The organism is Lactobacillus johnsonii, assembly GCF_014058685.1.
Classification (GTDB): domain Bacteria; phylum Bacillota; class Bacilli; order Lactobacillales; family Lactobacillaceae; genus Lactobacillus.
The window spans coordinates 1,053,668-1,066,155 of record NZ_CP059055.1; the positions used below are offsets into that span (position 1 = coordinate 1,053,668).

At 34.4% G+C, this 12,488-nt stretch carries 12 protein-coding genes, 1 pseudogene and 1 other annotated feature; of the genes and pseudogenes, 2 read left to right on the top strand and 11 right to left on the bottom strand.

Features of this window, described 5'->3' with window-relative positions; genetic code table 11:
• Window positions 1-2 precede the first annotated feature (2 nt).
• Window positions 3-980 (bottom strand): choloylglycine hydrolase, encoded by a 978-nt coding sequence (bsh, locus tag H0I41_RS04915; protein WP_004897359.1) that lies wholly within the window; start codon window positions 978-980, stop codon window positions 3-5.
• A gap of 275 nt (window positions 981-1,255) precedes the next feature.
• On the opposite strand from bsh, the gene H0I41_RS04920 reads away from it, so the two are divergent.
• Both H0I41_RS04920 and H0I41_RS04925 read left to right on the top strand, forming a co-directional pair.
• Window positions 1,256-1,495 carry a hypothetical protein gene (locus H0I41_RS04920; protein WP_086874873.1) on the top strand — a complete coding sequence of 80 codons (240 nt, stop codon included), beginning with the start codon at window positions 1,256-1,258 and terminating at the stop codon, window positions 1,493-1,495.
• A 114-nt stretch (window positions 1,496-1,609) separates the two neighbouring features.
• A pseudogene (locus H0I41_RS04925) lies at window positions 1,610-1,744 on the top strand (matrixin family metalloprotease); the annotation flags it as partial.
• Between the two features lie 133 nt (window positions 1,745-1,877).
• On the opposite strand, the gene H0I41_RS04930 reads toward H0I41_RS04925, so the two are convergent.
• The 10 genes from H0I41_RS04930 to H0I41_RS04975 form a co-directional block, all read right to left on the bottom strand.
• Complete coding sequence (locus tag H0I41_RS04930; RefSeq protein WP_011161984.1) at window positions 1,878-2,618, bottom strand: class I SAM-dependent DNA methyltransferase; 741 nt, start codon at window positions 2,616-2,618, stop codon at window positions 1,878-1,880.
• A gap of 81 nt (window positions 2,619-2,699) precedes the next feature.
• Complete coding sequence (locus tag H0I41_RS04935) at window positions 2,700-4,199, bottom strand: Nramp family divalent metal transporter (protein ID WP_004897362.1); 1,500 nt, start codon at window positions 4,197-4,199, stop codon at window positions 2,700-2,702.
• A gap of 8 nt (window positions 4,200-4,207) precedes the next feature.
• A complete protein-coding gene (locus H0I41_RS04940; RefSeq protein ID WP_004897363.1) occupies window positions 4,208-4,531 on the bottom strand; it encodes a metal-sulfur cluster assembly factor in 324 nt (107 codons plus the stop codon).
• The gene (gene sufB / locus H0I41_RS04945; RefSeq protein ID WP_182094489.1) at window positions 4,531-5,934 is read right to left on the bottom strand and encodes a Fe-S cluster assembly protein SufB; all 1,404 of its coding nucleotides are present in this window, start codon (window positions 5,932-5,934) and stop codon (window positions 4,531-4,533) included. Before sufB ends, H0I41_RS04940 begins: the two co-directional genes overlap by 1 nt.
• Complete coding sequence (gene sufU, locus H0I41_RS04950) at window positions 5,927-6,385, bottom strand: Fe-S cluster assembly sulfur transfer protein SufU (RefSeq protein WP_034525085.1); 459 nt, start codon at window positions 6,383-6,385, stop codon at window positions 5,927-5,929. The genes sufB and sufU overlap by 8 nt, the downstream gene beginning before the upstream one ends.
• The gene (locus H0I41_RS04955) at window positions 6,372-7,610 is read right to left on the bottom strand and encodes an aminotransferase class V-fold PLP-dependent enzyme (protein WP_135014469.1); all 1,239 of its coding nucleotides are present in this window, start codon (window positions 7,608-7,610) and stop codon (window positions 6,372-6,374) included. Before H0I41_RS04955 ends, sufU begins: the two co-directional genes overlap by 14 nt.
• A complete protein-coding gene (sufD, locus tag H0I41_RS04960; protein ID WP_011161978.1) occupies window positions 7,591-8,796 on the bottom strand; it encodes a Fe-S cluster assembly protein SufD in 1,206 nt (401 codons plus the stop codon). Before sufD ends, H0I41_RS04955 begins: the two co-directional genes overlap by 20 nt.
• A gap of 8 nt (window positions 8,797-8,804) precedes the next feature.
• Window positions 8,805-9,599: a Fe-S cluster assembly ATPase SufC gene (gene sufC, locus H0I41_RS04965; protein WP_011161977.1), complete on the bottom strand. Its 795-nt coding sequence runs from the start codon at window positions 9,597-9,599 to the stop codon at window positions 8,805-8,807.
• Window positions 9,600-9,799: 200 nt separating this feature from the next.
• The gene (gene brnQ, locus H0I41_RS04970; protein WP_135014489.1) at window positions 9,800-11,176 is read right to left on the bottom strand and encodes a branched-chain amino acid transport system II carrier protein; all 1,377 of its coding nucleotides are present in this window, start codon (window positions 11,174-11,176) and stop codon (window positions 9,800-9,802) included.
• A 67-nt stretch (window positions 11,177-11,243) separates the two neighbouring features.
• Window positions 11,244-11,489: a binding site (T-box leader), on the bottom strand.
• Between the two features lie 91 nt (window positions 11,490-11,580).
• On the bottom strand, window positions 11,581-12,327 hold the full coding sequence (locus tag H0I41_RS04975) for a DUF4097 family beta strand repeat-containing protein (protein ID WP_135014470.1): 747 nt from the start codon (window positions 12,325-12,327) through the stop codon (window positions 11,581-11,583).
• Window positions 12,328-12,488 lie beyond the last annotated feature (161 nt).

Below are 12,488 nucleotides of genomic sequence, written 5' to 3' on the forward strand. Positions count from 1 at the left end.
TTTTAATTTTCAAATTTAATGGCTTGATCCTTAAATAATTCATAGGTAATCAAGTCAGAAGTATCCAAATTTTCATTATTCATATCCACAGCATTAATTTGGTTATTATCGTAAGTAGTAAAATATAAAATTCCCTTATCCAAATTCATACAGTCTGAATACATGGTAAATTCAAATACATTATCTTCAACTTCATCGGTACCCTTTGCTTGTTCAACCGAATGTAAAATATGGAAGAAATTAGTTACATTTTCAACTTCATCATTACCTTTTGGTGAATGAGCTAATACAAAAGATGCCTTAATAAAGCGAGAATTTGAATCTGTTCCGCCTGGTAAATGATGGGTCCCTAATCCACGACTATACAGATTAATATCTGCATTAGGTACAAGTGTATTTTTAGGTTGAGCTGGAGAAACCGAAGCAAAGTTAGCCAAGGTTTCAACTTGAGCTGGAAAGACAGGATTATTTGTTAAAGTATTAACTGGGTTGTCATAAACGTGTAAACCAGTTTCTGTTGATTCAATAACTATACTCTTACCACTTTTATCACCCATTAACCAATGAAGAGTAGTAACTGGTAAATCTTTAGAGAAACTTTCATCAGTAATATTAGTTTCAGACAATAATTTCTTTACATCTTCAATAGTTTCACAACTGCTTAGTAAATATGGGATCAGTTCAAAAGAAGTAACATTCTTTTTGCTTTCATCTACAGCAAAATATTTACCAGGACCAGTGAAATTTAATCCGGCTATTCCTAATCCTTTTTCATTGATAGCATCACAATACAATGGATAGTCATTGGCAACTACTGAAACACCGATCATTGCATAATGAGTATCTTGTGTTGGTAAATGACGATAATTAAGTTGATAATTTCTAGGAGTAATTACCACTTTCTGACCATAGGCAATTTCATAATCTAAATTTCTACCAAAATAATTATCTTTTGGACTATATAAAATTGATGTACACATCTTAATTTCCTTCTCTTCTCAAAAATCTTTTCACTTTCTATTGTAGTCTTAAAATGTAATAAATTCCCTTAACTTGTCTTGGATGCAACTTTAAATAAAAAAAGTAGAACATGAATTAAGAAGAGTAACCTTTATTCTCATACGCTAAGTGCATAGTATTTTTTACTACTTACTAAGAAAAAGTTAACTTTCACTAAAAATATATAACTATTTCACCATTAATTATTCACATCTCCCAAATGAACTTGTTGTCGAATGGAGGTGATAACAGTTACATGAAAAGTGTCAGAAAAACAATTAAGCTCTTTCTTCTATTAGGTCTTGTTTCTGTAAGTGTTAATACTTATAAGAATAATCCTACTGTTCGCACGGCTACTAACGATTCAATTAGTACATTAAAGGAAAAAATATCAACCTTAGATGCTAGCGATCTTAATCCATTAAAGATAGTTCCACCTAAAGTTTCCGATCGACCTTCTGATCAGACGCTATCCTCGGAATCAGATAACCAATAGCCAAATCAGCCAGTAACTTCTAATTTTAGTGAAGGACAAAATCAAGAGACTTCCAGCAACCAGACTTGGAACCATGCTAAAGCAAATGTCTTTATTGATATTTCAAATAATGATGAATTAGGTCATGCAATTGGCTTACAACATACTAATATAGCTTCTGTAATGTATCCGGCAGGATCCTATTATTCTATTCAAGAGCAAGATATTAATGCCGCTAGAGATTTATACAAATCCGCATATGCGGCATAAAAAGAGTTTCGTAAACAAGTCTTAATTTGATTTAAAACATAACTCTTTAGAAAGTAAAAGCACTGATATATCAACGTTTATTTAACGATGATTATCAGTGCTTTATTTTAATGTTTTTCCCTGGATACTTTTATTATTTTTGACACTTAAAGAACCAGCGAGTTGCCTTTTTATCTTTCATTTCTAGACTAAAGTCAGATCCAACTTCAATTGAGTTAAATCCAGCATGTTTCAATAACTGTTTAATGGTATCTAAATCATATGCTCTTTCATAGTGAGTTTCAGATAAACGATCATATTCGCCATTGGGTAGACGATTAAAGAATGTTAGATCATGGATCACCCCATGTTCGACATCATCATTGGCATAACTCTGCCACATAAATGCTCGACGATGATCATCATCTTGATAATTGTACATATAGCCTGGGTAAATATCGTCAGTTTGATGAGGTGTAATTACATCGAAAAGAAATACACCATCATCTTTTAAATGATTGGCGACCTCAGAAAATACTTGAAACAAGTCAGCTTCGTCATCAAGATAACAGGAAGAGTCCGCATAGCAAGTAATTACATCGAATTTTTCAAGGCCACTTAAATCTCGCATATCAGCTTGCACCAACTGTAAAGAAACATTATTTTCAGTACTATGTTGATCTGCTAAACTAAGCATTTCATCTGAAAAATCAGCTACCGTGACATTTATACCATCTTTAGCAAGTAAAACAGCTAATCGTCCACTACCACCAGCTAGGTCGAGTAGCTTACCATTCTTTTTATTAATATTAGCTAAGGTGAATTTTTCCCAGCTCTTGTACATATCTGAATCAAACAACTGATCATATAATTGGGCAAAAGTTTGATAAATCATTTTTATTAATCCGATCTATTTAAATTATTATTCTCTTAATATTAACCCAATTATTAAAGATATTAAAACTATTTCTTACAGTTATTTCTTCTTTCGCATATCCCAACATGTCCAGCCCATTAATAAAATAATCAACATAATGATCGCGTAAGCGAAAACTACTGCATCTCTTTTAGGCATCATATTAAAGGAAACAAAAGTAGCTGGTAAATTACACAAATTCAAGAAAATCAAAACAATTGAACTGACCCACCCTAGAATTGACCAAATCTTTCTATTCTTAAATTGTCCCATCATTCTCCTATCATCTGTCATAATTAAAAGTGGCACAATTGAAAATGGTACTGCAAATGCTAGAAAAACTTGAGAATTTTCCAAAAGCATGTTTAGGGCAAAATGTTGCTGAGAAATTGAATCTTTTGCTGTCATCAATACACACATAATAACTGGAATCACAGATAATAATCTAGTAAATAATCGTCTTGCCCATAGTGGCATCTTTAAGTGAATAAAGCCTTCCATTACTACCTGTCCAGTGAGAGTTCCAGTAATTGTTGAATTTTGACCAGAAGCAAGAAGTGCAACTGCAAATAAGACTGATAAAATTCCTGTCTTAGCTACTGAGATCAAAATTGGATTGCTTAACATAGTCGTATTGCTTAGAGCATCATACAAACCAAAGAATGAACTATCTTTGACTGCACCACTTTTAAAAACAGCAGCTCCCATAATTAATAAAAGTACATTAACAAAAAAGGCAATAATTAATTGAATATTTGAATCCCACGTAGTAAAACGGACTGCATTTTGAACATCTGCAAGATTATCATGGTTAATTTTTCTAGTTTGGCAAATAGATGAATGCAAATAAAAATTATGCGGCATCACAGTGGCACCAATTATTCCCAAACTTCCTGTTAAAGGTGATAATCCATTAACTACGGGATGCTGAGCTACTAATTCTGGAGATGGCAATGCAGACAAAAAAATATTTTTCCAGTTAGGATTAGCTAACATGACTTGATAAGTAAAAACCAGTAGTATCACCATAATCAAGCAGGATACCAGGGCTTCTATTTTTCTAAATCCCACTTTTGACAATAACAATAAGAGTAATACATCAAAGACAGTGATAAAAGTTGCAATAACTAGGGGAATCTTAAATAAAAGATTTAAAGCAATTGCCGCTCCAATAACTTCCGCTACATCAGTTGCCATAATTGCTAGTTCAATTATAATCCAAAGGATAAAACTTAATCTTTTACTAGTACGTGCACGAATGGCTTGTGCTAGATCCATTTGAGTAACGATTCCTAGTTTTGCGGCCATATATTGTAAAAGCATAGCCATTAAACTAGAAATTAAAATAGTAGAAATCAAAAGATAATTAAAACTCTGACCACCATTAATTGAAGCTGCCCAGTTTCCTGGATCCATGTATCCAACAGCAACTAATGCACCAGGACCAGTATATGCTAAAAGCATCCTGAAGAAATTACGAGTTCTCGGAACTGGAATAGTACTATTAATTTCTACTAAAGATTTACCATTTGCGTATGAAATAAAACTATGATCTTCCATCTTTACCCCTATCCATGAATTCCAAGGGTCATCCGGGCCACTCTAGACATCATACTTGGATTCCATTGCGGATACCAAACGAGTTTAATTTGGCACTCATCAACTTCATCAACACTTTTGGCAGCTTTAGTAATTTCGTGATCTAACCACTCACTTAGAGGACATCCCATAATCGTTAAAGTCATCGTAATCTGACATTTTGTCTCGCTTACTTCAATACCATAAATCAATCCCAAATCAACGATGTTAACCTGCAGTTCTGGATCAATTACTTTTTTTAAGGCTTGGTAAACTTTCTTTTCGGTATTAGATAATTTCTCTATTTCTAGCACTATCCAATTGCTCCTTCCATTTGGAAGCTAATCAAGCGATTAAGTTCGACTGCATATTCCATTGATAATTGCTTAGTAAAGGGTTCAACAAAGCCCATAATAATCATTTCAGTTGCTTTTCTTTCTGGGATGCCACGACTTTCTAAATAATACAGCTGGTCTTCAGAAATTTTAGAAACTGTGGCTTCATGTTCCATCGCTACATTTGAATTTTCAATAGCATTAGTTGGGATCGTATCAGAAGAAGACATATCATCCATAATAATCGTGTCACATTCCACGTGTGCCTTTGAGCCATCTGATTTTTTAGAAAACTTAACACTACCGCGATAATCTGTTGACCCACCACCCTTGGCAATTGACTTAGACACAATTGAGCTAGAAGTATTAGGAGCATTATGAAACATTCCAGCTCCAGAATCTTGGTGAATACCGTGGTGTGCAACTGCAATTGAAAGCATAGTACCGCGAGCACCTTCACCATTTAAATAGACACTTGGATATTTCATGGTAACTTTCGCACCTAAATTACCGTCTACCCATTCCATTGTTGCATGCTTTCCAGCAACTGCACGCTTTGTTTCTAGACTATAGACGTTATCAGACCAGTTTTGAATGGTAGTATAACGACAATATGCATTATCTAAGACATTTACTTCAACAACTGCCGCATGTAAAGAATCTGAAGAGTATTGCGGAGCAGTACATCCTTCAACATAATCAAGATGCGCGTCCTCATCAACAATGATCAAAGTTCTTTCAAACTGGCCTGAATTTTCTGCATTTAATCTAAAATATGCCTGAACTGGTGTTGGAACTTGTACTCCTTTTGGCACATAAATAAAAGTTCCTCCTGACCAAACAGCACAGTTTAAGGCAGAAAATTTATTTGAATCAATTGGAACTAACTTACCAAAGTATTTTTTGAATAAATCAGGATACTCCTGCAAAGCTGTATCCGTATCAGTAAAAATGATCCCTAGTTTATCAAATTGTTCTTTCATTTTATGATAAACCATTTCGGATTCATACTGTGCAGCCGAACCCGCTAAGTATTTTCGTTCTGCTTGCGGTACACCAAGTCGCTCAAAAGTATCCTTAATATCTTGTGGTACATCCTTCCAATCACGATATTTTTTATCGGTCATTTTTTGATAATACAGCATATTATCTAAATCAAGCCCTGAAAGATCGGGACCAAAATCTGGCATTGGCATTTTTTCATAAATATGAAAAGCCTTTAAACGATAATCTAACATCCATTTAGGTTCATGTTTTTCTGCTGAAATTTGTCGAACTACTTCTTCTGTTAAGCCACGACCAGTTGAAAATTTCGGTTCTACATTATCGTGAAAGCCGAACTGATAATCTTCGTCTTTAACTATATCCTCTGCTTTAGTCATTTTCTTCTTCCTTTTCTTTACCAAGTAATGCTCGATCTAGTCCCCACCATGCTAAAGTAGCGCATTTGATTCGGGCAGGAAATTGCATAATATTTACTAATACTTGGGCGTCTCCTAATTGTTCTAATTTTAAAGTGTCGCTTTTCTTGTCGGCTGCTAAGTTTGAAAATAGCTGTGAAAGCTCAATTGCTTCTTTGATACTTTTTCCTTTTACCAAGTCTGTCATCATACTGGCAGACGCTTTACTGATTGTGCACCCTTCGCCGTTAAAAGCAATTTTTTTAATTTTATTATTTTCAATCAAAATTGTCAGATGAATTTTATCACCGCAACTTGGATTATATACAGTAGTTTCATGACTAAAATCAGTTAGTTGTCCATAATTTCGCGGCATTTGAGCATGATCTAAAATTACAGCTTTATATAAACTTCTTAATTTATCTAAACTCACTGAAAAACTCCTTTGCTTCGTGGAGAGAACTTACTAATTTATCAATATCATCTTTAGTATTATAAATAGATAAACTAGCTCGAACAGTTGACTCCGTATTAAGGCTAGCCATTAGCGGCTGAGCACAATGATGGCCAGCACGAACTTCAATTCCGTCCAAATCTAGTGCAGTTGCTAAGTCATGGGGATGAATATTCTTTAAATTAAAAGATATTACTCCAATGCGACCATTACTTTTTTGTGGACCATAGATTGTTAATCCTGAAACATTTTTAAGCTTTTCTAAGGCATAACTTGTCAATTCCTGTTCATGTTTTTGAATAAGCTCAAAGTCTAGAGACTGCAGATAATCAATTGCTGCTCCAAGTCCAATGGCACCAGCAATATTTGGTGTACCAGCTTCAAATTTATATGGTACTTCTGCCCATGTTGCTCCTTCTCTAGTTACATTAGCAATCATTTCACCACCCAAACGATAAGGTTGCATTTTATCTAAGAGATCTTTTTTCCCATATAAAACACCAATTCCTGTCGGAGCAAACATTTTATGGCCAGAAAAAGCATAGAAATCTACATTTAATTCAGCTACATCAATTGGAAAATGTCCAACTGCTTGTGCACCATCAACTACAACAATTGCTCCTTTTTCATGAGCTAGATCAGTAAGCTCCTTAATTGGATTAATTGTGCCCAAAACATTGCTTACATGCGTCAAGGCAACAATTTTAGTTTTTGAATTGATCTTACTTTTTAAATTTTTAATATCAAGTAAGCCATCTGAATTTATTTCAATAAAATTTAACTTAGCCTGTTTTCTTTTAGCAAGTTGCTGCCAAGGCAAAAGATTACTATGATGTTCCATAATTGAGACTAGGATCTCATCCCCTGCCTGAATATTTTGTTCACCGAAGCTAGCTGCAACTAAATTTAAACTATCAGTACATCCAGAAGTAAAAATAACTTCTTTAGCATTATTTGCGCCAATAAAATTAGCCACCTTTTGACGGCTTGATTCATATTGATTAGTAGCTCTTAAGCCTAATGCATGGACTCCGCGATGGACATTTGCACGTTCTTTTTCATTAAAATCTCTAACTTTTTCTTCAACAAACTTCGGTATTTGGCTAGTTGCAGCATTATCTAGATAAACAAGAGTTTCATCATTAATCTTTTGATTAAAAATTGGAAAATCCTGCTTTATTTTTTCAGTGTTTAATTTGGCCATCGATCAGTTTTCTCTCTAGAATATCAATCATTTTTCTGCGAACATCTTTATTTGGAATTGCATCTAAAACCGCACCTAAAAAGCCACGTATAACTAATCTTTGTGCCTGATCGTAAGGAATTCCTCGACTCATTAAATAGTTCATTTGGACTTTATCAACTGGACCAACACTAGCAGCATGAGCTGCAATAACGTCATTTTCATCAATTAAAAGTAATGGATTAGCATCCCCATGAGCTTCATCCGACATCATTAGGACTCTATTTTGTTGATCAGCTTTTGAGCCATGTGCACCATGCACAATTTGACCAATTCCATTGAAGATCAACCTGGAATTTTCTAGTAAGACCCCACGTTGATTAATTAATCCAGTTGAGTGCGGACCACGATTAGTTACGCGGTTATTTATGCCCACTCTTTGATCTCCTGTGGTAACTGCGATGGCCTTAGAATCCGCAAAGCTTCCTTCCCCAACTAACTCAGAATCAAGATCTCCCAGTGTATTGCAATCGTTCATAAAAGCAATTGCCCATTCAACATGGGCGTCTTTTTCAATTTTTGCTCGACGATTAAAGTAAAGCGTTGTGTCTTGGCTAAGTTCATCAAGTGAAGAGAATTCAATATGACTCCCAGGACGTGCTATAAGCTCCACCATTAAACTGGCTGAACTTGCTTTTTTATCCTTATCTTGAATTTCTTCTAAAAATTTTACTTTACTATTATTATCGGCAACGATTAAAAGGTGAGAAATATAGGTATCTTGAGTTGGGCTTAAAGAAATTGTAATCGGTTCGGTTAAGATAGTATCTTTAGGAATATAGAGGAAAAGTCCAGAATTTAAGTAGGCATAATGATAGGCAGTTAATTTATCTTCATTATGTTTAATTACTGACCCTAAAGTTGACTGCACAAGTTCGGGATATTTTTTACTTGCTGTAAAAATATCGGTTAAAATGATGCCTTTCTTTTCTAAAAGCTTCTGCTCCTCTTTTAAAGAAAAGTCAGCTTGATTAGACCAGGGAAAATCTTCTTTTTTAATTAAAGGCCAATCGTGATAAGAAAATCGCTGCATTTTAGGATAATCCAGTTCTTCTAGTCTTTCAAAGGATTTAATTCTTAAATCAGTTAACCATGAGGACTCATTATTTTTATGAGAAAAATTAAGCAAATTTTCTTTAGTTAGCATAAGCACTCCTAATTCTCATCAACTAATTTAATATCTAAGCCAAGTTCGTCACGTAAACCTGCATATCCCTCTTGTTCAAGCTTCTTAGCTAAATCAGGACCTCCATCTTTTACAACTCGTCCATCCATCATGACATGTACAATATCTGGGACGATGTAATCAAGCAAACGTTGATAGTGCGTTATCATTAAAGCACCAAAATTATCTCCTCGCATTGCATTAACTCCACGCGATACTACTCGTAATGCATCAATATCAAGGCCAGAATCAATTTCATCTAAAATTCCAAAACTTGGTTTAATCATTAGCATCTGTAAAATTTCATTACGTTTCTTTTCTCCACCTGAAAATCCTTCATTAAGATATCGTTCAGTCATGGCCTCATTCATATCTAACAAATCAAGATTCTTATCCAATTCATTCAAGAAAGTCATCACTGATATTGGATCATCTTTTGGTCGACGAGCATTAATTGCAGCACGTAAAAATTCTGCATTAGTTACACCAGGTACCTCTGCTGGATACTGCATTGCTAGAAATAGCCCCTTACGAGCTCGCTCATCTACGGGCATTTCAACAATGCTTTCATTATTTAACAGAATATCTCCTTGAGTAACATGGTAGCGGGGATTTCCCATAATTGTTTCAGATAAAGTAGATTTTCCTGTTCCATTAGGCCCCATAATTGCGTGGATTTCACCAGTTTTCAGACTTAAATTCACGCCTTTAAGGATCTTTTTTCTACTCTTCTTATCCTTATCCTCAACTTCAACATGTAAATCTTTAATTTCTAACGTAGCCATGTAAATCCTCACCTTTTATCATTCTATATTTAGTGTTATCAGCTCTAGCTAACATACAACATATAGATAATATTAATCCTATTAAAGCTATAATTTTAGTCTTGACTTTTGATTAGAAGTTCTTAGCCCTATTCTAATAACAAGTAAACTTTATTTATTTATCAAAAAAACTCTGCTGAAAAATCAGCAGAGCTAAATATTTAATCTTCCTCTAAAACGGAAGCTACTTTTTTAGTTTTAACAAAATAAACAACTAATCCAACTACTAAACCAACTAATGCTGGTACGAGCCATGAAAGTCCCATGTTTGCTAATGGTAAATGATTTCTAAGCGAAGCAACCGCTAAACCAAACGAGCTTTGACTTACAACGCTCGGAAAAGCAACTACCATGTCACCTAAAGCAGGAACAACAGTAAATAGGATTACAAAGAAGTAAACAACCCCATCTGTTTTAAATAATGGTGAAAAAACAGATAATAAGATTAATACCATTGATAATGGGTATAAGAACATCAACATTGGAGTTGACCAAGCGATGATTGTGTCTAATCCAAAGTTAGCTGCTAAGAATGATGCTAAACAACTAAGTGCCAACCAAGCATGGTAGCTGACTTGTGGGAAGTGCTTATGGAAGTCTTGTGCAAAAGCTGCAACTAATCCAACAGCAGTAGTTAAACAAGTAACAGTTAATAAGAAAGCAAGCAAGGCTTGACCAAATACACCACCATAAACATTAACGATTTGGTTAAATGCAACACCACCATTATCTGAAACCTTAAAACGGCCTAAGGACATTGCACCCATTAAGATTAACAATAAATAGATAAAGCCAATAGCAAGAACTGCTAACAAACCAGATTTAGCAACTACTTTAGATACGCTCTTAGCATCTTTTTGTCCCATACCACGAACAGCTGTAACAACTGTAATACCAAAGGCTAAACCTGCTAAAGCATCCATTGTGTTATAGCCTTCTAAGAATCCGTTAACTAATGCTCCGTGCTTGTAAGCACTTGTTACAGCTGCAGTTTGTGGGTTACCCAAAGGACGAGCAAAAGCAACAACGAATACTAAAAATAATAGAGATAAAAATAGTGGGTTTAATACTTTACCAACGTTAGACAAGATGTTGTTTTGATGGTAAGAAAATGCAAAGGCCGCTAAAAAGAATAAAGCAGAGAAGACTAATAAAGCCGGTCCCTGAGCATTCTTAGGAATAAATGGTGCCATTCCAACTGTAAATGAAACAGTGGCTGTTCTTGGAGTACCAAACAAAGGTCCAATTGTAGCATGGATTAAAACCATAAATACTACTGCAAATCCTGCACCTAAAGGCTTTCCAATGTCATAGACTCCATCAGCGTGGGTAATTGCAACAGCTAACACTGATAATAAAGGCAGTAATACACCAGTGATTAAAAATCCAACAGCAGCTGTTCCCCAATTTGCGCCAGCAAGTTGTCCTAAATGTAATGGAAAAATTAGGTTACCAGCCCCAAAGAATAAACCGAATAGCAAGGAAGCAACTACGAGATAGTCCTTCCATGTTAATTTACGTGATGTATAATCTGTCATCATATTCCTTCCCTCCAGAAAATAAACATCTGAATACAAAAAAAGTCCCTCAACCAAATTACTTTGATTGAGGGACGCTTCAGCGTGGTACCACCCTTTATTTATATTGTTATCACTAACAATACCTTTCACGTGCAGCCAATTACTTGGCGATACGTTAGCACTATAATGGGTGCTCCCACTTCTTCTTACTCAAGATTAAGAATTAGAACTCGAAAGTGATTTTCATTTAATCTTAGAATTTATCTCCTCACACCTAACGAGACTCGCTGTAAATTAAGACTAAACTACTCTTCTTTCTCTTTGTTTTCAGATTAATTAAATTTGTTAATAATTATTTTAATATAAACATCATAAATGTCAACAATTTTTTTATATTTTTTCTTGTTAAAAAATCAATTTTATTATCTAACTGTATTATCACCTGATAGAGTACTTAAAATAAGGGTGGATTTATCATGTTCATCCCCTCTTTGTGCAGTTACACCACGTTTTCCAAAAAGTGAATTATCTCCGCTCAAAGTAGAGAGTTGATATTGAGCTACTTTAGTATTTTCAACCAAAGTATCACCAGAAGTAGTTGAAACCCTAAGTTCATCGCCTACTTCACTATTCTTCATCTTAAAATCTCCGCTTACTAACTTAACTTTTCCCTGATTTACTACTACATCCGTACAATCAATATCTCCTGATGTAGTAGTTAATTTAGCATCTTCAACTTCTACTTTCTTCAAATCTAGGTCTCCACTTACTGCAAACCCCATTAAAGCTTCTAATTTTAAACTTTCTAAACTAGAATCTCCACTTACCGAGCTCGCATTTAACATGTGTAAGTGCTGATCTTCTGGCACAGTAATTACTAACTCTCCCCTGTCTTTATCTGTAACTATGTTTATTTCAATAATCCCTTTTTTCCAAAACTTACCTGGTTTACGCTCTACCTTAGGTTCTTTAATTTCAAGCAAGTTTTCATTAAAGACTAAACTTGGTTTCTTATCGACTGGTCCACGATAGTGAACTTCAAAATGATCTCCTGCTTTAATTTTTAGGTCTAGATCAATTAAATCAAGTTTCAAATCAGTAAAACTATCGTTACTTAAAATTTCATTAACATATTCATTCTTCGTTTTCTCACTTGTATTGAAAAACATTTCAGCCACCTCGTTTTATTATTCACTCATTATTTTTATTTGGTTTTAATTTTACTATCATACAAATATTTTTCAATAACTTATTACTAAGTGGCTAAAATTGATAACTAAGATGCAAAAAAGACAACCTAAACATACAGTTTAAGTTGTCTTTTGAGATT

Bases quoted from the DNA above. Each gene is read 5' to 3' on its own strand.
- bsh (WP_004897359.1), bottom strand. From the start codon at position 980: ATGTGTACATCAATTTTATATAGTCCAAAAGATAATTATTTTGGTAGA.
- H0I41_RS04920 (WP_086874873.1), top strand. From the start codon at position 1,256: ATGAAAAGTGTCAGAAAAACAATTAAGCTCTTTCTTCTATTAGGTCTT.
- H0I41_RS04930 (WP_011161984.1), bottom strand. From the start codon at position 2,618: ATGATTTATCAAACTTTTGCCCAATTATATGATCAGTTGTTTGATTCA.
- H0I41_RS04935 (WP_004897362.1), bottom strand. From the start codon at position 4,199: ATGGAAGATCATAGTTTTATTTCATACGCAAATGGTAAATCTTTAGTA.
- sufB (WP_182094489.1), bottom strand. From the start codon at position 5,934: ATGACTAAAGCAGAGGATATAGTTAAAGACGAAGATTATCAGTTCGGC.
- H0I41_RS04955 (WP_135014469.1), bottom strand. From the start codon at position 7,610: ATGGCCAAATTAAACACTGAAAAAATAAAGCAGGATTTTCCAATTTTT.
- sufD (WP_011161978.1), bottom strand. From the start codon at position 8,796: ATGCTAACTAAAGAAAATTTGCTTAATTTTTCTCATAAAAATAATGAG.
- sufC (WP_011161977.1), bottom strand. From the start codon at position 9,599: ATGGCTACGTTAGAAATTAAAGATTTACATGTTGAAGTTGAGGATAAG.
- brnQ (WP_135014489.1), bottom strand. From the start codon at position 11,176: ATGACAGATTATACATCACGTAAATTAACATGGAAGGACTATCTCGTA.
- H0I41_RS04975 (WP_135014470.1), bottom strand. From the start codon at position 12,327: ATGTTTTTCAATACAAGTGAGAAAACGAAGAATGAATATGTTAATGAA.